The 19,874-nt window shown below is 42.7% G+C and carries 16 protein-coding genes; 8 read left to right on the top strand and 8 right to left on the bottom strand.

Annotated features, from left to right (window positions below; genetic code table 11):
• Positions 1-106: 106 nt before the first annotated feature.
• From ruvC to EAH55_RS04705, 4 genes are read right to left on the bottom strand one after another with little or no spacing between them, the layout of a single operon-like run.
• Positions 107-697 (bottom strand): crossover junction endodeoxyribonuclease RuvC, encoded by a 591-nt coding sequence (gene ruvC, locus EAH55_RS04720; RefSeq protein ID WP_121808656.1) that lies wholly within the window; start codon positions 695-697, stop codon positions 107-109.
• 18 nt (positions 698-715) lie between these two features.
• Positions 716-1,354, bottom strand: coding sequence for a leucyl/phenylalanyl-tRNA--protein transferase (aat, locus tag EAH55_RS04715; protein WP_121808655.1), 639 nt, complete (start codon positions 1,352-1,354; stop codon positions 716-718).
• Positions 1,355-1,365: 11 nt separating this feature from the next.
• Positions 1,366-3,303, bottom strand: coding sequence for a DUF3857 domain-containing protein (locus EAH55_RS04710; RefSeq protein WP_121808654.1), 1,938 nt, complete (start codon positions 3,301-3,303; stop codon positions 1,366-1,368).
• An 8-nt stretch (positions 3,304-3,311) separates the two neighbouring features.
• On the bottom strand, positions 3,312-5,237 hold the full coding sequence (locus EAH55_RS04705) for a DUF3857 domain-containing protein (protein WP_121808653.1): 1,926 nt from the start codon (positions 5,235-5,237) through the stop codon (positions 3,312-3,314).
• A gap of 436 nt (positions 5,238-5,673) precedes the next feature.
• On the opposite strand from EAH55_RS04705, the gene hflX reads away from it, so the two are divergent.
• Positions 5,674-6,858: a GTPase HflX gene (gene hflX, locus EAH55_RS04700; RefSeq protein ID WP_112570797.1), complete on the top strand. Its 1,185-nt coding sequence runs from the start codon at positions 5,674-5,676 to the stop codon at positions 6,856-6,858.
• A 153-nt stretch (positions 6,859-7,011) separates the two neighbouring features.
• Here hflX and EAH55_RS04695 read toward each other — a convergent pair whose 3' ends face one another.
• The gene (locus EAH55_RS04695) at positions 7,012-7,881 is read right to left on the bottom strand and encodes a menaquinone biosynthesis family protein (RefSeq protein WP_121808652.1); all 870 of its coding nucleotides are present in this window, start codon (positions 7,879-7,881) and stop codon (positions 7,012-7,014) included.
• Between the two features lie 12 nt (positions 7,882-7,893).
• Positions 7,894-8,514, bottom strand: a complete 621-nt coding sequence (gene mqnB, locus EAH55_RS04690) for a futalosine hydrolase (RefSeq protein WP_121808651.1) — start codon at positions 8,512-8,514, stop codon at positions 7,894-7,896.
• A gap of 76 nt (positions 8,515-8,590) precedes the next feature.
• Here mqnB and EAH55_RS04685 point away from each other — a divergent pair, with 76 nt between their 5' ends.
• The 6 genes from EAH55_RS04685 to EAH55_RS04660 all read left to right on the top strand — a co-directional run bounded on the left by EAH55_RS04685 (position 8,591) and on the right by EAH55_RS04660 (position 16,332).
• Positions 8,591-9,007, top strand: coding sequence for a 6-pyruvoyl trahydropterin synthase family protein (locus tag EAH55_RS04685; RefSeq protein WP_112570803.1), 417 nt, complete (start codon positions 8,591-8,593; stop codon positions 9,005-9,007).
• Positions 9,008-9,016: 9 nt separating this feature from the next.
• On the top strand, positions 9,017-9,658 hold the full coding sequence (gene folE, locus EAH55_RS04680; RefSeq protein WP_112570805.1) for a GTP cyclohydrolase I FolE: 642 nt from the start codon (positions 9,017-9,019) through the stop codon (positions 9,656-9,658).
• A 120-nt stretch (positions 9,659-9,778) separates the two neighbouring features.
• Positions 9,779-10,666 carry an ACP S-malonyltransferase gene (gene fabD, locus EAH55_RS04675; protein WP_121808650.1) on the top strand — a complete coding sequence of 296 codons (888 nt, stop codon included), beginning with the start codon at positions 9,779-9,781 and terminating at the stop codon, positions 10,664-10,666.
• A gap of 83 nt (positions 10,667-10,749) precedes the next feature.
• Positions 10,750-14,484 (top strand): ATP-binding protein, encoded by a 3,735-nt coding sequence (locus EAH55_RS04670; RefSeq protein WP_162996742.1) that lies wholly within the window; start codon positions 10,750-10,752, stop codon positions 14,482-14,484.
• Between the two features lie 296 nt (positions 14,485-14,780).
• Positions 14,781-15,473, top strand: a complete 693-nt coding sequence (locus EAH55_RS04665) for a ferritin-like domain-containing protein (protein WP_121808648.1) — start codon at positions 14,781-14,783, stop codon at positions 15,471-15,473.
• 13 nt (positions 15,474-15,486) lie between these two features.
• Positions 15,487-16,332 (top strand): ferritin-like domain-containing protein, encoded by an 846-nt coding sequence (locus EAH55_RS04660; RefSeq protein WP_112570813.1) that lies wholly within the window; start codon positions 15,487-15,489, stop codon positions 16,330-16,332.
• A gap of 70 nt (positions 16,333-16,402) precedes the next feature.
• On the opposite strand, the gene EAH55_RS04655 is transcribed toward EAH55_RS04660, so the two are convergent.
• Together EAH55_RS04655 and EAH55_RS31130 are read right to left on the bottom strand one after the other, a co-directional pair.
• Positions 16,403-16,849 (bottom strand): thioredoxin family protein, encoded by a 447-nt coding sequence (locus tag EAH55_RS04655; protein WP_121808647.1) that lies wholly within the window; start codon positions 16,847-16,849, stop codon positions 16,403-16,405.
• An 85-nt stretch (positions 16,850-16,934) separates the two neighbouring features.
• Positions 16,935-18,683 (bottom strand): DUF6600 domain-containing protein, encoded by a 1,749-nt coding sequence (locus EAH55_RS31130; protein WP_208644785.1) that lies wholly within the window; start codon positions 18,681-18,683, stop codon positions 16,935-16,937.
• A 206-nt stretch (positions 18,684-18,889) separates the two neighbouring features.
• Between EAH55_RS31130 and EAH55_RS04640 the strand changes: the two genes are divergently transcribed.
• Positions 18,890-19,852: an isopenicillin N synthase family dioxygenase gene (locus tag EAH55_RS04640; RefSeq protein ID WP_112570818.1), complete on the top strand. Its 963-nt coding sequence runs from the start codon at positions 18,890-18,892 to the stop codon at positions 19,850-19,852.
• Positions 19,853-19,874 lie beyond the last annotated feature (22 nt).

The following is a 19,874-nucleotide window of genomic DNA, read 5'->3' as shown; positions in this document are numbered from 1 at the left end:
AGCACCCCACAGATAAGAAGGCGACTTGATTAGCAAGCGGCTTAGCAAATGGGGTGTTGAAACAAGTTCAACATGACTTTAATTGTTATGAAACAATTAGATAACCTCATTTTACAACCCGCTTGGCATTATCCTTCACAAAGGTATCCCAACCCGAATATGACTTTTTAGTACCAGCCTTCCCCGAACCCGACCCGGTAGGGATCCGTTGAAATGAATGACAAACCGCAACGGCCAAACCATCGGTAGCATCCAGAAAATCAGGGGTTTCTTTGAACTTTAACAGGCTTTGCAGCATGGCGGCTACCTGTTCTTTGGTAGCGCTGCCGTTACCAGTTATAGATTGTTTTATCTTACGGGGAGCATATTCAGTAATCTCAATATTACGCGATAATGCAGCTGCTATCGCCATGCCCTGCGCACGACCGAGCTTAAGCATTACCTGTATATTTTTGCCGTAGAAAGGAGCTTCAATGGCCAGGCAATCGGGATGATAATTATCGATAAGCGCGACGGTTTTTTCAAAGATGCGCTGCAGCTTAAGCATATGATCATCGGTAACAGGCATTTTAACTACCCCCATGGCCAGCAGTTCAATCCTGGGGCCGGTTTCCTTAAGCAGGCCATACCCCATAACAGCTGTACCGGGGTCAATCCCCAAAATGATCCTTTCCTTTAAACTTATCGCCTGCTGCATAGGCTCAAAGGTAACTAATCAAACTAAATTATTTAGCAATACATCCATGTATTGTTCACGGGATATCATACGTGCCCCCATTGATTCAAGGTGACCGGTGTGCACCTGACAATCTATAAGCTTGTAAAACCCTGTATGGCACAAATAGATAAGTGCGGTTTTTGAAGCGTTGCTCACGCGACTAAACATACTTTCGCCGCAAAAAACACCGCCAACATGTACACCGTAAAGCCCGCCAACAAGTTCATCATTCTGCCATACTTCAATGGAGTGAGCATAGCCTTCAACGTGCAAACGGTTATAGGCGGCTATCATATCGGGAACTATCCAGGTGCCGTCCTGTCCCTCACGCGGAGCGGTTGAACAGGCGGTTATCACATCGTTAAAACAAGTATCAACCGTAACCCGCAATTTGCCCGACCGTAATACCTGCCGCATGGATTTGGATACTTTTAACTCTTCGGGATATAACACAAAACGCTCATGGGGCGAGTACCACAGAATAGGTGTATCATCACTATACCACGGAAAAATGCCGTTTTGATAGGCCAGCAGCAAACGTTCGGTACTCAGGTCGCCGCCAACAGCCAAAAGCCCGTCTGGTTCGGCCAGATCGGGCTTCGGAAATATTAAACGTTCGTCGAGCCTGAATATCATCAGGCGCAAATTTATGCTTTACGGCGTATCACCAGCTTTTTATTTTGGGCTTTGGCAATAGCATCCATATAAACCTGCATTTCGGTGTATTTGGCAGCAGGGATCACGTGATTTTTTAAATTGAATTTGGTTGTGCTTACCACCTGGTTTTTAGCAGCATCATAAACATACTTAACATCATAAGTACCGTATGTAAATTTCAGGCTCTGATCGGTAGGCAGGGCATCAATTTCAAACCCGGCAGGCAAATCAATAGTGGTAACACATGTTTTTAACATGGGCACCTCAAAATAATAATCGCTCTTACGTTTTTCTTCTACCGGGAATGTCGACTGCCATAAATCAAATACCCGCGGTCTGTAAAATTGCTTACCACCGGCAGATATGTCACAAAACTTATCATACTCCAAATCAATATCAACTTCTTTTACCCCATCCTTATCCGTTGATGGTTTAAAGTCGAAAACCGACGGCTGTTTCATATTCAACATCGTTATCACCTTCGACTTTTGTTCATCTGTTTTTAAATACATCAAACCAAGATAATCGTCCCTGTAGTCGCCGGTACTGAGTATTTTCACTTTTGCCTTAGCGCCACCATCGGCATCAAGTGTTATATGTACTTCGCTGTTAAACTGGTTGTCGGCATCTACACTCCTGGGCGTTTTTACAAGTTTGCCACCATCTTCGGTAACCAATAACGCATACCTGTTTTCGGTAAATGAGCCTAATTTCCCAAATGCCTGGGTTTGGCTGGTACACTCCAGCCAGGTTGTATCGCTTTTAAGTGGCACACATAATATAATGTGGTTAAAAGGGTCATAAGGAAATGAAGGATCTGCCGGCTGCATGTTTGCACCCGCATTTATAATGGCATAACATGAGGGTATATTTACAGCTTTTAACAACGCCGACATGTAATTGGACAGTGCCTTACAGTCGCCATATTTTTTCTGATCAACAAACGTTGCAGGAAAGGGTTTCCAACCACCAATGCCTAATTGTATGCTCACGTAACGCACATTGTGTTGCATGTATTCATATAAAAACTTTACTTTTTCCTTATCAGTTTTTATATCAGCAGTCATTTTCTTTATTTCCTCAGCACGTTCGGGACTAAGTGTACATACATCTTCATTTAGCTTTTGCTGCCATTTGCCATAATTTTGCCATGAACTTATATTGCCCGGCACACCATAAAACTCAAAATCACTGGCTGCAAAATATATAGCCGGCAATACCCGCCATCCTTTTGAGCCAGGCTCGTGTTTAAAAGCTTTCAGGTTAGCCACCTTCCATGAATAACTGTCAATTTTATCAGCAGTAGTTTTTTGCGGCTTGATGTTAGTATTCTTATTCAGGTACCTAAAGCCGGCATCACTGCTGATTGAAATATGATAATAGGCATTCTGGACAGATTGTTCATAACCCTGATAAGCCCAGCCACCTAAATCCATCAGACTCCTAACGTCTAAATCATAAATAAATTCAACAGTTGTTGGGTAGGTTGCAATGGTATGGCTTATGGAGAGTAATCTGTCGTCGGTTGCCATAGTTTCATTGCTAACTGCCAGCTGGTCATACATATCGCTTTTATGGTATTTTTTGATCAATGTACCATCGGCACCATAAACCCGCATTTCAAATGAATTTACCAGGCTGTACTTTCTGTTATACTTTAAAACCATTTCCGCTTCATCATTCCCTTTTTCATTTAAAATGGTAACAATGGTATGAAAATGCTCTTCGGCTTTGCCGGGCCCTATAAAATTATCATCCTCCATGCTATACCGCACCACCGAGTTCGCATCTTCCTTTAGCGAATCCGGAATTGTTGAGGCTATATAAAGGTCTTTAGGAATAGTTTTATCCTGACTATAGCTTTTAGCTGCTAAAACAAACAGGGCTGCCGCAGTCAGCAGCAGCCTGTTAAAATATTTACTGACCATATTACTCACTATGACTTTTTAAGCACGATCTGCTCGTTAAGCATTTCGTACATTTTTTTACAGAACTCATGAAAATCCACATACTCTTCTTTAAAGTATATCGATTTTTTGTGGTCGATATTAAGACGCACCATGATCTGCCCATCCTGTTCGGCTATCATACGTTTAAAAACTATTGAATTATCAGGGGTGGCCATACTTACGCTTTTAGGCAATGCATCAACCTTATAACCTGCGGGCAGTTTAAAAATACCGGTTATGGCATAATTGTCACGATAGCCAAAGTTGATGTCGGTTGTACGATTTTCACTTAAAAACGGGTTTTTATTCAGATCGGTAAACAGGTTTGAATTAAAGTAGATGTAGTTATCATCCGAACCGGTAAGATCAAGGTTGAAGGCAATATTTTGGCGCACGGGTAGCGTATCAATATCTATATCTTCAATTTTTAGCGATGATATTTTAAGGTTGTTGTTATTATCGCGCAGGTTTTCGATGTATTTTTTCTCCCCATCGGTTTTATAATTTCTTATCACATTGATCCTGTTATAGGCAAAGCTGCTGATATCTGCACTACCGGCCATTTTACCGTCGGGCTTAATTTCGGCGTTAATTAAAACTACCTGCCTCACCGGGTTAAGGTTTTGCAAAAACGTCATTTCATAAGCATTATCTGCTTTATTGATTAAAAACCCGAACGAGTTAAGGAAATTATATGGCACCTGGTTGTAAAGGTTATATTTGTTTGTAGCGTCAAGCACATAATATTTTGCGCTATCAACAGGGATATACGCCACTGTACTGTTAAACTGGTATGAGTTTGGATAAGCAGGGTTGATGCGGCCATGCTTGCGGGTACTAACCATCATAGGATAAACCTTCAGCCCCGATTTTTGAAGCAAATGATAAAGGATCAGGTTTACTTCTGTTGAATTACCGGTTTTCTTTTCCCATGCTTTAACTGTACCATCATTGGTTGTGTTATCATAGTTCTCGTCCCACTTCATGGTATTTTTAACCTCATTGAAAATGTAGGCTATTTTCTCGTCGTCGGTTTTGAAAGTTTTTGCTTTAGCTACAATAGTTTCTTCGCCGGTAAGCTTACGGTTAAGCTGCTCGCCAAAATCTTCCCATTTAACAACGTTTTCGCCAACCTTTGTCCAGGTATCGGAAAAGCTGTGCATAAAGGTTCCGCGGATGCTTAATAACTGGAAAAGAATGCGCTCTGAATTATCGGTTACGGCATCCATATAAGGCTCTTCCTTTACCGATGGAATATTGGCCATAGCCTGTGTATGTGTATTGCTGCCCGACATTTTATCAACCACCAGCGGGTAATGAAGGTTCACCAGGTTTTTATAGGTGAGAATATCCGGAATATTGGTATTAAGCTCGCTGTATCGCGTTGGCAGATCGCCCTGGAAATACCAATCCGGAAAATCAACCAGGCTGGTAATGGTATGCCTGTATTTGAATTCGATGATACTACCCGGTTTTACGTTAGGAAATGAAAAAACTATTGCCGAACGGTTTTTATCAACGGCTTGTGTAAAAATCTGTTTTTTATCAACCTTAATAGGCGTAGCCACGCCGTTTTCGAGGTTAATGGTTTCGGCCTGTAGCCCGGTTATAAATTCGGCATGGTTAACACTGTAAAAGGTTAAGCGGATGTTGGCCTCATCCTTGCCATTATCGTTAAATATCTTGATACGCTTGTGCCTTTCAAATATGATTTGATATTGCGTGTCAAAATACACCTCGCCTTTATCAAAAAGGACTTCGGCGTTGGCATCTTTTTCAAAATCGCAGGCCTTCATTTCAAGGTCGGCTTTGTCAACCTTGCCAAAGGCCTGGGCGGTTGGAATAGCAGGAGCTTGTGCTTTTACAGCAGTTGCAAAGGCTCCCATTGCAATAAGGGTTAATAACTTATTCATTTAAATTAGTTGTAAGGGTTTAACTATAATGTAATTGGCTTGAGTTTGCTAATAGGGTATTAAGAATTATACTTGCCGGACATGCAAGGGCGCTAACTGACTTATGCCCGTTTCATGATTGGTAATTCGACTTATAAAATAGAAAAATTGAAAATGCGCTTCGCGCGTTCGATACGTTATCGGGCAACGTAAATAGGACTGTTCCAAACAGCAGCATTAAAAGCCTGTTCATCGTGATGAGGTTTAATCAAATCAAAAATAATAATTAACCCGATATTTAAAAGCGAAATTTTTTAGTCATTTTGTTTATTTGCTAAAAATGTAATCTATGTCACGAATTAGCCGGCGCCATGTTATTTTGACATTAAAATTTCATATCGCGCAGCGGTTTACGTACATTTATTCAATTGGCACTTTGATTGATAGATAGTAATTAATGAAGCAAAAATTTTATGATACTGCTGTGAAGCAGGAAAAAGCTGTACTTGTTGGGGTAATAACACCAAATGAAACCGACGAAATAGAGAAGGAACACCTTGAAGAACTGGAGTTTTTAGCCAGCACCGCGGGGGCGTTAACCGTTAATCATTTCACCCAAAAATTGCAGCGCCCGGATAGAGCTACTTTTGTTGGCTCGGGCAAGTTAGAAGAGATAAAAGCGTACGTTAAGGAAGAAGAAATAGATATAGTTATTTTTGACGATGGCTTGTCGCCTTCGCAACTGCGTAATATTGAAAACGAACTACAGGTAAAAATCCTTGACAGGAATAACCTGATCCTGGATATCTTCGCCAGTCGTGCCCAAACGGCCCAGGCCAAGACCCAGGTTGAGCTTGCTCAATTACAATACCTGCTACCCCGCCTTACCCGCCTCTGGACTCACTTAGAGCGTCAGAAGGGTGGTATTGGTATGCGCGGTCCGGGTGAGTCGCAAATTGAAACCGACCGTCGTTTGATCCTGAATAAGATATCGTTGTTAAAAGATAAGCTGAAACAGATTGATAAGCAAAACGAAACCCAGCGTAAAAACCGCCATCAGCTGGTACGCACGGCGCTTGTAGGCTATACCAACGTGGGTAAATCAACTATCATGAATATGATAGCCAAATCGGAAGTATTTGCCGAAAATAAACTGTTCGCTACACTGGATACTACGGTAAGAAAAGTTGTGATCGAGAACCTGCCTTTCCTGATGTCGGATACGGTAGGGTTTATCCGTAAGCTCCCTCACCATTTGGTGGAGTGTTTTAAATCTACGCTTGATGAAACCCGCGAAGCGGATATTCTGATCCACGTGGTTGATATTTCACATCCAAATTTTGAAGACCAGATCTACACGGTTAACGAAACACTGAAGGATATTGGCGCTATTGATAAACGCATTATCACCGTGTTTAACAAAATAGATGCCTTTAAACCCGAAGATCACCAGGTAGCCCAGCAGGAAGAACCGTTAACACTGGAAGACTTTAAACAAAGCTGGATGGCCAAAAACAACGCGCCAGCCATATTTATTTCGGCAACTAAAAAGGAAAACGTTGAGGAATTCAGGGCTTTACTGTATAAAGAAGTGAAAGCGATACATACGGAGAGATATCCGTATGATGCTTTATTGTATTGATAGCCGATTGTTTAAAAGGAGCTATAATATAAAAATCGTCATTGCGAGGAACGAAGCAATCCCCGGTTAGCAGAGCAAGCCTCCCTGTAAAGTTAGGAATTGCTTCGTTCCTCGCAATGACGTTATTTTTTGACAGGAATAATTTCAGATTTTTTAAGCCGTCAAAAATATCCCCTGCTTTATCTCCGGTATAATACCTTTCTCCAGCGCGGTATCAAACATTAGGTTAATAGCTTTACGGCCTTCCTCGCCCAGATCAACCGAGTATTGGTTTACATAAAGCGCAATGTGCTTGTACATCACTTCTTCACTCATTTCCTGGGCATGTTGTTTTATAAACTCAAGACCTGATTTTGGGTTAGCAAAAGCAAATTCGACTGATTTGCGTAGCACCCGGTTTATTTTATGCTGAACATCCAGTGGTAAATTGCGGTTAGCTACAATACCTCCTAATGGGATGGCACAACCGGTACGTTTTTCCCAATAATCGCCAAGGTCGATAATCTTTTTGAGGCCTTTGTTTTGGTAAGTGAAACGGTTTTCGTGAATGATCAAACCAACATCTATTCGGCTGTCAAGTAGCGCATCCTCAATTTCCGAAAATACCAGTTCCTGTTTGTTTGTAGCTTCAGGAAAAGCCAGACCTAACAAAAAGTTAGCGGTAGTGTATTTACCGGGAATACCGATCAACGGGTTTCTAATCCCCGATTTTGGATCGTCAATCTGATTTTTTTCCAGATCCGAAGTTGAAATTTCAACATCCGAAATCAAAAGCGGCCCGACACCAAACCCCAGCGCGCTGCCCGAATCAAGCAGTACATATTTATCGGTAACGTAAGCAAAAGCGTGATAACTCAGCTTGGTAATATCCAGCTCGCCACGAAAAGCCTTTTGATTAAGGGTTTCCACATCATCATAAAACACTTCAAACTCCAGTCCTTCAGTATCAATTTTATGGTGAATAAGGGCGTCAAAAATAAAAGTATCGTTAGGGCAGGGCGAAAATCCGAGCGTAAGTTTCATACGGGTAGTAGATTAATTGTTAATGATCTGGCTAACCAGGTCGATGGCAAATGTATTCAGATTTTTAATGGCCAGCCCAATGTTCCAGGCCTCACGGTTGCGTTTTTCAACATAATTTGACACTGCCCTGATTTGCATACCCGGTACATTCATCTGCCGACAGGCATAAAAAAAAGCAGCCCCCTCCATGCTTTCCAACTGCGGATTTAGCCGTTGCTGCACCTTTTGAATAGAGGGTTCGTGCCCGTGAACCGTATTAACTGTAATGGCCTTTGCTTTTTTAAGATAAAAGTTCGGGTAAACTTCATTAAGCGAGGTGCCCGGTTTAAAAACACTTTCGCCAAAGCCAAGGGTGTCAATAGAAATAAAAGCCTCATCATCCTGCGCGCCAAGCTCTGCAAAGGTATCCTCGGTAATTTCCAGCACATCACCTAAATGAAAATTACGGTCGAAACTGCCTGCTATGCCAAGGTTAAGTACTAAATCATAAGTATGGTTGCTGAGTTGGCGGGCCATACCAAAGGCTGTTGGCACCATGCCCGCGCCGGTTATAAGTACATCAGCCTTATTGCCCAGGGCCTGGACAAGCGGTTCAACCTCAAATTTGGTGGCTGCAACAATGAGTATAAGCATATTGCATTATTTTGACGGCTAATATAAAACAACTCACCTGTTTTTGTTTTGTATATTTGCACCCACTTTTGTTATGATGATACATATAACGCGCAAGGAACATTTTAATGCCGCTCACCGGATGTACCGTGAGGAATGGAGCGCTGAAAAAAACTTTGAGGTGTTTGGCAAATGCGCAAACCCCAACTGGCATGGTCACAATTACAACTTGTTTGTAACTGTAAAAGGTGAAGTTACGCACGCCACAGGCTACCTGATAGATTTGAAAGAGCTCAAGACGATCATCAATGAATATGTTATTGAAAAGCTCGACCATAAAAACATCAACAAGGATGTTGACTTTATGGCCGGCAAAATGGCATCGACAGAATTGCTCTGCATTGAGATCTTTAATCAGTTGAAAGCACCTATCGAAGCTTACGAAGGCGTGTTTTTACATTCAGTAAAACTGTACGAAACCGAAAATAATTCTGCCGAGTATTTTGGCGGTTAATTTTATAAAATGAGCGATTCACAATTTAGCCAGGATACCGACGACGACGATTTCGGCGGTTACATCAAAATAGATCGTTATAACCAGGAACGCATTGATAGTTTAAAAGATAACTATCACAACGTTTTAAAGCAGATAGGCGAGGAGCCAGAACGTGAAGGTTTACTAAAAACCCCCGAGCGTGTAGCCAAAGCCATGCTTTATTTAACCCATGGCTATGAACTTAATGCCGAAGAAATTTTGAACTCGGCTAAGTTTAAGGAAGAGTACAGCCAGATGGTGGTGGTGAAAGACATTGAAGTTTATTCGATGTGCGAGCACCATATGCTGCCCTTCTTCGGTAAGGCGCACGTAGCATACATTCCTAACGGGCATGTGGTGGGTTTAAGTAAGATCCCCCGCGTGGTTGATGTATTTGCCCGCCGCCTGCAGGTACAGGAACGTTTAACCAACGAAATCCGTGATTGCATTCAGCAAACCCTGAACCCTATTGGTGTTGGTGTGGTAATTGAATGCCGTCACCTGTGCATGAGTATGCGCGGTGTGCAAAAACAAAACTCGGTAACCACAACATCTGCCTTCACCGGCGAGTTCCTGAAAGAAAAAACCAGGACTGAGTTTTTAAATTTGATAAGCTCTAAGTTGAGTTAAGGCCTTAGGGAGAGATTAGAGGTTGGAGATCAGAGATTAGGCTAAAAGGCACAATCGGATTTTAACCTTTAATCGTGTAACAACTAATCTCTAATTAACTAACCTCTAATCTCTAAAACAATGAAAGCATATATTTTCCCGGGCCAGGGTGCCCAGTTTTCAGGTATGGGCAAGGACCTGTACGACCAGTCAGAAAAAGCACGTGAGCTGTTTGAAAAAGCTAACGAAATCTTGGGTTTCCGTATTACCGATGTCATGTTTGAAGGCACTGCCGAAGATTTGGTACAAACTAATGTTACCCAGCCTGCTATTTACCTGCACTCAACAATCTTAGCTACAGTTTTAGGCGATGATTTTCAGCCGGAAATGGTTGCAGGCCATTCATTAGGCGAGTTTTCGGCTTTGGTTTCTGCCGGAGCTTTATCATTTGAAGATGGCTTACGTTTAGTTGCCGCGCGTGCTAACGCCATGCAAAAAGCCTGCGAAATTCAACCATCAACCATGGCGGCTATTTTAGGTCTGGATGATTTTACGGTAGAAGACATTTGCGAGCGCATAAGCGAAGTAGTTGTGCCTGCAAACTATAACTGCCCGGGACAGCTGGTAATATCCGGTTCAATTGCCGGTATTGACGAAGCCTGCATCAAAATGACCGAAGCCGGTGCAAAACGTGCTTTAAAACTTAAAGTAGGCGGCGCGTTCCACTCGCCATTAATGGAAGCTGCAAGGGTTGAATTGGAAGCAGCTATTGTTGCTACCGAAATTAAAGCTCCGGTATGCCCTATCTACCAAAATATAGATGCCAAGCCATACACCGATCCTGAATTGATCAAGAAAAACCTGATAGCCCAGCTAACAGGCGCCGTTAGGTGGACCCAAACCGTTATGCATATGATTGAAGATGGCGCTACATCATTCACCGAAGTAGGGCCGGGTAACGTACTGCAGGGCCTTGTAAAAAAGGTTGATAAAACCGTCGCGACAGCGAGCGCTGTATTACCGCAATAAATTTTAAAAGCCACATACAACATGTGGCTTTTATTTTTGTTATAGGCTTGTATTAATCAAAAAATCCATAGTATAGCAACATCTTGACTACATCGGGGAAAATACGCCTATTGCTTGCTCTTTTGGGGCTTAGTTTGCTGTTTACGGCCATTATTGTTCAAAAAACATATACGCCGGTAAACAGTCTTGTGCAATCTGCCCGGGTACTGGAAGATAATCTTCACAACAAGGAGATTTTTATAAGCAAACAGCTGGAGGAAAAATGGAGCTTTAAAAAGCTGATGAACCTGCGCAATAACGAGCAGGATGCCATTAACGCCATTGAAAACTTCACTACCAAAAACGGCATTTGGTTTATTACCCTAACCAACAACAAGCTTAGTTTTTGGAGCGGTATCAAAGTGCTGCCCGATAGTACAAATACCATCAAGGAGGGTTATTCGTTTATCCAGCAGCCTAATGGGTATTATGAAACATTCCGGAAAACAGAAGGTAACTCTTCGGTTATCTTTTTCATCCCGGTAAAAATCAATTACGCTTTTCAGAATAAATATCTCCAAAACAAATTCGCCAAAGACCTGCTTGACGACGATAACATTGATATAGCCGATTTTACGGATATCAATGTTTACGAAGTACACAGCAGCGATAATGAATACCTGTTTTCGGTAAAGCTCAAAAACAACGACACCAATAATGATTTTGTTTACTATGAGCTTTCCTTCTGGATCCTTACAGCTATTACGCTCTGTATCCTGATGCATAATATCTGCAATTATGTGGCTTCTAAAGGCTACGTGTTGCTATCCATCATTTTCCTGGCTTTATATATAGTGCTATTCAGGTTTGTTAACCTGCATTATAACCTGCCCGATTTTACCTATAAGCTCAGTGTCTTCAATCCCATATTTTATGGTTCGAGCCTGGTTTATCCTTCACTTGGCGATTTTTGCATCAATATCCTGGTGATTTTTTGGTTTGTGGCTTATGTGTACAAGCAGCGCCGCAGTCTCTTTAATAACATACAAACTAAAACAGGCGGCTATGTAATAGTTGTCGCCGGTGTTTTAACACTTATAGCAGTATCAACATCTCTGTTGCGTTTATTTTACGGTTTAGTTATCAACTCAAAAATCAATTTTGATGTAAATAACGTGCTTAGCTTAACCGGCTTTAGCTTGCTGGGCGTATTAATGCTATGCTTTAGCTTTTTGATATTTTACCTGCTGGACGAGGTTATCCTGACCATCTGCTTTAAAACCAATGTACCTAAAACACATCAGCTTTTCCTGTTTTTATCCGGCATTGCCCTAACCACCCTGGCATTTGCTTATTACAAGGAATTTACGCTGTTTTATATTTTATGGGCCATATTAGTATTGATAAGGGCCTACAGCTTTCTTTATCAAAAAGAAGAACTTTTTGCCACTTCCTTTTTAGGGATAGTGTTTGTCTGCGCCCTGATAGCAGCCATTAAGCTTAACCATTTTGAAGACCTTAAAGAGCACGAAACCCGGAAAGCCCTGATACAAAAGCTGGAGATACCGGATGATGCCACGGCCGACTATATTTTCAAAAAGGTAGAAAACCAGATTATCACCGATACGGCCATAATGCGTTATTTTACAAATGGCCTGCATAATGGCGATTATCTTAAAACCCGTTTTCAGAAGCTTTATTTTGATGGCTATCTTTCAAAATATGAGTTTAAGGTTCATGAGTATGATGCCAATGAAGAACCAACATCGGCGGATAAAAACTACTCGCTAAGCGTATTTAAAGACCTGGTGCTGTACAGTTCATTTAAAGTGTCTGATTATTTTTATCGTGAAAACGAATCATTCGGATATCAGAACTACTTTGCCATACTACCTGTAAATACCAGTAATAAGCAATTAGGCACCATTGTAATCGAGCTTAAATCGAAGCCGCTGCAATCATCAGGCGCATTCCCCGAATTGCTGATTGACGGTAATATCAACCCGGAAAATGATTTCAAAGACTACTCATACGCGTTTTACAGTGATAACAAGCTGCTAAGCCAGCGGGGTACTTATGTTTATTCGCTTGATAATACCGAGTTTAAGAGTGATCTGAAAAAGTACACCGAAAAAACCACGCAAAATCACAGCACGGTTTGGTATGAAAGTTTCACCACGTACAATCACCTGATCTATAAACCCAGCGAAAGAAACCTGATTGTTGTTAGCCGCGAGGAAAACTCACTTTATTACGCCGTCACTTCGCTTACTTTCTTTTTGGTGGTGATACTGATCTTCAGCGCCATCCTGATTACTATCAGATGGCTATGGGCCCGCATTAAAATCTTCAATATTGCCGAAGATGGCCTGAAGATAAATCTCAGGATTAATTTTGATAAGGTATTGTACAAAACCCGCATCCAGATCTCGATGATACTGGCCGTGGTAGTTACATTGGTGCTGGTAGGTTTTATTACATTTTTATCCATCAGCAACCAGTACCACACCCAGCAGGAAAAAATGATCAGGGATAAAATAACCCGGATAGCATCGGCATTTGAAAACGGTCTTTTTACCCAGTACGTTGAACACATAAACGAGGAGAGCCAGGTACATTTTAATGATTTGGCCAATACCTATGCAACCGATCTTACGGTATTTGATACTAACGGTATACCGTTGCTAACTACGCAGCCCAAAGTTTACGAGAATGGGCTGGTTGCTAAACGGATGAACGCCCGTGCTTTCATATTTTTGAGCAAGCTGCAAAAAACCGAGTTTGTAAACGATGAAAAAATAGGCGACCTGAGCTATAAGGCTGCTTACGCCCCTATAACGCTTACCGCCTCAAACAAAACGGTTGCTTATATCCAGGTGCCATATTTTAGTAATGAAGCCGACTACAAAGAAAGAATAAGCTCATTGCTTAATGTGATGATAAATGTTTATGCCATAGTTTTCATAGCTATAGGTCTGTTTGCCATCATCATTGCCCGGCAAATAACGGCACCGCTAAACTTCATCCAGCAAAACCTAAGTAAAACCATCTACGGTAAAAAGAACGAGCAGATCAAATGGTCGCGCGATGATGAGATCGGGGCATTGGTTAAAGAGTATAACAAAATGATCTCGGCACTGGAAAACAGCGCCCAGCGTTTGGCGCAATCTGAACGTGAAAGCGCCTGGCGCGAAATGGCCAAGCAGGTTGCCCATGAAATCAAGAACCCGTTGACACCCTTAAAGCTCGGTTTGCAGCTGCTTGATAAATCATGGAAGGATAAAGACCCTAAGTTTGACCAGAAATTTGAGCGTTTCAGCAAGTCATTTGTTGAGCAGATAGAGAGCCTGTCGTCAATAGCATCCGAGTTTTCGGCCTTTGCCAAGATGCCGGATACCCGCATTGAGCAGATCAATATTTTTGATATGCTCAACCAGGCTGTTATCATTTTTAAGCAAATGGATAACGTACTGATCAGCTATCAGCAACCAGAAAGTGTGTTTACCATCAATGCCGACCGCGACCAGTTATTGCGCTGCTTTAATAACCTGCTGAAAAATGCCATTGAGGCTACCCCGCAAGGCAGGAAATGCATCATCGACATCAACTACCTGGTGACCAGTAAAAACATTCTGCTTACTATTAAAGATAATGGTAACGGTATCCCTGAAGAAATGCGTGAAAAGATCTTTGAACCTAACTTCACCACCAAAAGTTCCGGAACAGGGTTGGGCCTTGCATTCATCAAAAACTCTATCGAAAACGCCAACGGAAAAATTTGGTTTGAAACAACCATAGGCGTTGGTACTACATTTTATTTGAGTTTACCGGCGGCATAATCCGGCTGCAGGTAGCTTAATAACAAGACTACTTATTACATATTAATAATTTTCACAAAACTGCTTTGATAATTCAAAAAAGGCCGAAAACTGTCAGAAGTTTTCGGCCTTTTTTGTTGCTATAGCTTTCCCAGATGGCTTTTAAAGCCCTAATACAGCGTTATTCAAATTTACCAAAAGTTAAATACTCTAATTAAGAGTGTAATAAGTGCTAACTAATTGCAATCCGTCATGTTGTTACAGGCGTATATCCATCTACAGAACAACTAATTATAACATTAAAAAAATCGAACTCTATGAAAACATCTGAACAAGAAAGCATAGGCGGGGCAAACATGGCAAGGAGGTCATTTTTACGCTATGCAGGGTTAGGCGTGGCATCTGCCGGCCTTTTAGCTACAGCGGCTTGCCACAAAGATCATAAGGTGGTAGTAAGCGGGGGCATTGATATCGGCGCCAAAGGTGATCTTGCCATCCTCAATTATGCTTACGCGCTGGAGCAGCTGGAAGCAGCGTTTTATATCCAGGTAATTACCACACCTTATTCTGGTATGACATCTGATGAAAAAGCGCTTTTTACAAGCATCCGTGATCATGAGGTACTTCACCGCGAATTTTTTAAGGCTGCCTTAGGTGGTAACGCTATCCCTGCACTTACCGTCGATTTCAGCACGATTGATTTTACTAAGAAATCTGCGGTGCTTGGCGCTGCCAAAGCATTTGAAGATACCGGCGTTAAAGCGTATGATGGTGCAGGTTACCTGATACAGGATGCCGGCTATCTGACCATTGCAGGTAAAATTGTATCGGTTGAGGCCAGGCATGCGGCACTCATCAGCAATATGCTCGTTGCCGGCTCATTTGCTGCCGACGATCAGGTGGATAGCAATGGGCTGAATAAATCAGCAACCATTGCAGAGGTATTGCCTATCGCCAATACCTATCTGAAAACCAAAGTGAGTGCAACTAATTACAGTTACGTAGCTTAATCCCCACATCGCCATGAATTTATTTAACATAATAGACGAAATAGAAAAATTTGATCCGGAATTGAACGACAGGCTTAACCCGCGTCGTGCTGCCATCAAAAATATAACCAGCTTTGGTTCAAAAGTGGCTATGGCCGCCGTGCCGTTTGCTATGGGCACCATGCTAAAAAGAGCCTACGGTGCTACCGCGGCCCCAACTGTAGTTGAGGTTTTAAACTATGCCTTAACGCTTGAATATCTCGAATCATCATTTTACAACCAGGGAGCGGCTTCTGCAGGTTTAATCCCCGCCGCGGGAGCATCCTACATCAATACCGTAAAAGATGACGAAAATCAGCACGTGGCTTTCCTGAAAACTGCTATTACTGCTTCGGGCGGTACACCTGTTACTTCGCCTAAATTTGATTTTACCGCAGGCGGCGGCACCGGTAATGGTCCGTTTAAAGGCTTGTTTAGTAATTACACCCTGTTTTTAAAAGTGGCATTAGCTTTTGAGGATACCGGTGTACGTGCCTATAAAGGGCAGGCTCCTAACTTGCTTGGAAACAAAGATATTTTGACTGCTGCCTTATCTATTCACGCGGTTGAAGCCCGTCATGCGTCGGCCATCCGCCAGTTACTGGGTGTATCTCCATGGATCACCAGTACTGCCACATTAGGTAACGATACCGGAGTATCGCAGGTAAACGGTAATTATGATGGAGAACAAAATGTTACCCAGGGACCTGTGAATGTTACTACATTGCCAAGTATATCGGGCTCAACAACATCTGTTGCTATTGCTACTGCAGCTTTTGATGAACCATTATCTATGGACCAGGTATTGGCTTTATTGGTAGGTACTTTTATTTATACCTAAATAACATATCTCCCATAAATGAAAAGACCGGAAGCAATAGCTCCGGTCTTTTTTTATGCCCGAATTTTAATTACTTATTTAATGCCTGCTGCCCAAATTTGATGAGATCATTAGCCCTGATATAGCCTACTGTTCCCGAAACGGGCTTGCCCTTGCTGGTAAATATGATCATGGTAGGATAAGCCTGCAGGCCCCATTCGGCGGCAAGCGCCGGGCCTTGTCCTTTTTCCATATCAATGGCTACGTTTACAAAATTGTCGTTGTAAAAATCGGCTACTTTATTGTTTTTAAATGTAGTGGCCTTGAGCATTTTGCAGGGGCCGCACCAACTGGCATAAGCATCAACAAAAATATATTTGTTTTGGCGGGCTGCCTGTTTTAAGGCTTCGGTCCACGAGTTTTCAATAAAATTGATTTGGGTTGATGACTTGCTTAAGGTTGCCTGGGCTTTGGCGTTAAAACCGAAAGTAATATTAAGCAGGATAACAAAGCAAGTTGTAAGCAGGAGTTTCTTCATTATTAATTTAAGGTGTGCATAAATAAAAACAGCACGTATATAATGCTTTATACGTGCTGTTTATTGTAGCGGTTATAAATTTATTTTACCTGTTTGTAGGTCGTCTTTCCTGTTGCTGGCGCTGCTGTTCCTGCTGCTGCCTTTGAGCCTGCTGCTGTTGCTGTTGTTGCTGACGTTGCTGCGCCTGCTGTTGCCTTTGAGCCTGCTGCTGTTGCTGTTGTTGCTGACGTTGCTGTTCCTGCTGTTGCCTTTGGGCTTGTTGTTGTTGCTGACGTTGCTGTTCCTGCTGTTGCCTTTGGGCTTGTTGTTGTTGCTGACGTTGCTGCTCCTGCTGCTGACGTTGGGCTTGCTGTTGTTGCTGACGTTGTTGTTCCTGCTGCTGACGCTGAGCCTGTTGTTGCTGCTGGCGTTGTTGTTCCTGCTGCTGACGTTGGGCTTGCTGTTGCTGCTGACGTTGTTGTTCCTGCTGCTGACGCTGAGCCTGTTGTTGCTGCTGGCGTTGCTGTTCCTGCTGTTGCCTTTGGGCCTGTTGCTGCTGCTGTTGTTGTTGACGCTGCTGCAACTGCTGCTCTCGTTGGGCTTGCTGTTGTTGCTGGCGCTGCTGTGTCTGCTGCTGCCTTTGCGCTTGCTGGTCCTGCTGGCTTTGCGGACGCTGTTGTTGCTCACTTCTGGCCTTTTGATCCTGCTGACGTTGCTGCAATTGCTGCTGACGTTGTGCCTGCTGCTGTTGCTGGCGCTGGGTTTGATCGTTCTGTTTTTGATCTAACTGTTGCTGCCTTTGGGATTGTTGCTGTTGTAAACGTTGCTGTGCCTGCTGCTGACGCTGTGCCTGGTTATCGCCGGGCCTCGCGTTTGGCTGGTTTGGCTGTGACCCGTTTGCCGGGTTAGGGCGGGCTGCCGGGCCTGGACGATTAACCTGTACCACTTTATTATCAGGTTTTTCATTACGGGCCACTTCACGCAAACGTGCTGCATTGTTACGATTTATGTTTGCGTTACCTGCCTGCCTACTGGCTATACCATTATTAGGGTTTTGCTGACGATAAGCTGCAGCGTTTACCACCCTTGCCGGTCTTGCATCAGGCGCTTTTCTTATTTCCGGGCGATAGATATTTACAGCATTATTCACTACCCTGCCGCCGCCGTTTGGCCTGTTAACATTGTTAATGTTGTAAACCCTCACGTTACGGTTATTGGTAACCTGCCTGATCTCATTAATCCTTGGGCCGGTTACATAGGTGCGGTTATTATTAACATAGGTATTGTTAATAATGGTTGTGTTATGAATAATGTTTACAACACGGGTGCGCGGCGCATAGTAGTTATAAATGTTTGGCCTGTTGATATAAGCTTGTGGCGCGCAAACCCAATAATTATCGGGCACATTATAGCTGTTACCAAAAGATATGCTAATGCTGATACCAGGTTGCAAAGGAGCCCAGCCATAATAGCCGCCACCATGCCTCCAGCTTACCCATGCCGGAGCCCATTCATGTCCAGGAATCCATTCCCAGCCATAATAATCATCATAACGCCAGCGGCCATAGTGAAATGGTGCCCAACCCCATTCATAATCAGATACCCAGGTATTACCATAATCGGTTACTACCCAGTGGCCGCGGGTTGCGTATGGCCTGAAATCGTCGCCCGCATTGGGTACCCAAACGTTACCATATTGCGGGTCGTTTACCCAGGTGCCGTAAGGGTCAAGTTCGTCGTAAAACTCCTGGTCGGATACATAGCCTCCTTCCTGGGCTTTACTCATGTTTGGCGCGGCAAGCATTAGTAAAAATGCTATTAAGCTGATACCGCATATTTTATTGATGAATTTCATAGTATTTTAAGTTAAAATAGCGCTGTTAGGTTTACGTCTATAAACATATGACAGGCAGAAGTATAAAACGTTTAAAGCAAAAATTGTTTTAAAGGGTTAACATAAACCAAGCCAGTGTAATTATGGGGATAAAATTTTATTGTTATCTTGTGTACCACGCTTAAAAATTAAATAATTTTGCTACCTGTTTTTTATAAACTAAAATTATGAGTACAGTTAATATTCCACGTCTGGATCTGAATACCTATATAAACGGCTCGGCTGAAGAACGTAAACAATTTTCGAACGATATTGGTAAAGCCTTTAATGAAACCGGTTTTGTTACCATCACTAACCATGGTTTGAGTAAAGAGCTGATAGATAAACTCTACGAACAGGTTAAAGCGTTATTTGCCCTGCCTGATGCGGTAAAACAACAATATGAAATTCCTGGTTTGGCTGGTCAGCGTGGCTATACCGGTAAAGGCAAAGAAACGGCCAAAGGATTTAAAACGCCGGATTTGAAAGAGTTTTGGCAAATTGGTCAGACGGTAACTGATGATGACGCGCTTAAAGCCCAATACCCTGAAAATGTACAGGTGAACGAACTTTCTGAGTTTAACCCAACCACCATCGAAGTATACAAAAAACTGGAAGCTGCAGGCAAACATTTACTGCGTGCCATAGCCGTTTACCTGGAATTACCTGAGAATTATTTCGACGATAAGGTACATAACGGAAACTCTATCCTGCGTAACCTGCACTACTTCCCGATACTTGACCCGGATTCGGTACCTGATGATGCCGTACGTGCAGGTGCTCATGAGGATATCAACCTCATTACCCTCTTGATAGGCGCCAGTGCCGATGGCCTCGAACTGTTAACCCGCGATAATACCTGGTTCCCGGTTAAAGCCTATGGCGAAGACTTAGTGGTTAACGTTGGCGATATGCTGCAACGTTTAACCAACAATAAACTGAAATCAACCACTCACCGTGTAGTGAACCCGCCGCGTGAGCTGATGAAGTTTTCCCGTTTTTCGGTGCCGTTTTTCCTGCACCCAAAATCAGGTATGGACTTAACCAGCCTTGATTCGTGCATTGACGAACAGCATCCTAAACTATATACTGATATTACCGCCGGTGAATACCTGGATGAGCGTTTGAGAGAGATTGGATTGAAAATGTAGGGATACTATCAGGCAATTTTAT

The organism is Mucilaginibacter kameinonensis, assembly GCF_003675385.1.
Classification (GTDB): Bacteria; Bacteroidota; Bacteroidia; order Sphingobacteriales; family Sphingobacteriaceae; genus Mucilaginibacter; species Mucilaginibacter kameinonensis.
Note: the sequence above shows the minus strand (reverse complement) of the source record. Positions and strands in the feature narration are given on the sequence as shown.

What these genes read in the sequence shown, in the direction of transcription:
- ruvC (WP_121808656.1), bottom strand. Translation starts at nt 697, where the DNA reads ATGCAGCAGGCGATAAGTTTAAAGGAAAGGATCATTTTGGGGATTGAC.
- aat (WP_121808655.1), bottom strand. Translation starts at nt 1,354, where the DNA reads ATGATATTCAGGCTCGACGAACGTTTAATATTTCCGAAGCCCGATCTG.
- EAH55_RS04710 (WP_121808654.1), bottom strand. Translation starts at nt 3,303, where the DNA reads ATGGTCAGTAAATATTTTAACAGGCTGCTGCTGACTGCGGCAGCCCTG.
- EAH55_RS04705 (WP_121808653.1), bottom strand. Translation starts at nt 5,237, where the DNA reads ATGAATAAGTTATTAACCCTTATTGCAATGGGAGCCTTTGCAACTGCT.
- hflX (WP_112570797.1), top strand. Translation starts at nt 5,674, where the DNA reads ATGAAGCAAAAATTTTATGATACTGCTGTGAAGCAGGAAAAAGCTGTA.
- EAH55_RS04695 (WP_121808652.1), bottom strand. Translation starts at nt 7,881, where the DNA reads ATGAAACTTACGCTCGGATTTTCGCCCTGCCCTAACGATACTTTTATT.
- mqnB (WP_121808651.1), bottom strand. Translation starts at nt 8,514, where the DNA reads ATGCTTATACTCATTGTTGCAGCCACCAAATTTGAGGTTGAACCGCTT.
- EAH55_RS04685 (WP_112570803.1), top strand. Translation starts at nt 8,591, where the DNA reads ATGATACATATAACGCGCAAGGAACATTTTAATGCCGCTCACCGGATG.
- folE (WP_112570805.1), top strand. Translation starts at nt 9,017, where the DNA reads ATGAGCGATTCACAATTTAGCCAGGATACCGACGACGACGATTTCGGC.
- fabD (WP_121808650.1), top strand. Translation starts at nt 9,779, where the DNA reads ATGAAAGCATATATTTTCCCGGGCCAGGGTGCCCAGTTTTCAGGTATG.
- EAH55_RS04665 (WP_121808648.1), top strand. Translation starts at nt 14,781, where the DNA reads ATGAAAACATCTGAACAAGAAAGCATAGGCGGGGCAAACATGGCAAGG.
- EAH55_RS04660 (WP_112570813.1), top strand. Translation starts at nt 15,487, where the DNA reads ATGAATTTATTTAACATAATAGACGAAATAGAAAAATTTGATCCGGAA.
- EAH55_RS04655 (WP_121808647.1), bottom strand. Translation starts at nt 16,849, where the DNA reads ATGAAGAAACTCCTGCTTACAACTTGCTTTGTTATCCTGCTTAATATT.
- EAH55_RS31130 (WP_208644785.1), bottom strand. Translation starts at nt 18,683, where the DNA reads ATGAAATTCATCAATAAAATATGCGGTATCAGCTTAATAGCATTTTTA.
- EAH55_RS04640 (WP_112570818.1), top strand. Translation starts at nt 18,890, where the DNA reads ATGAGTACAGTTAATATTCCACGTCTGGATCTGAATACCTATATAAAC.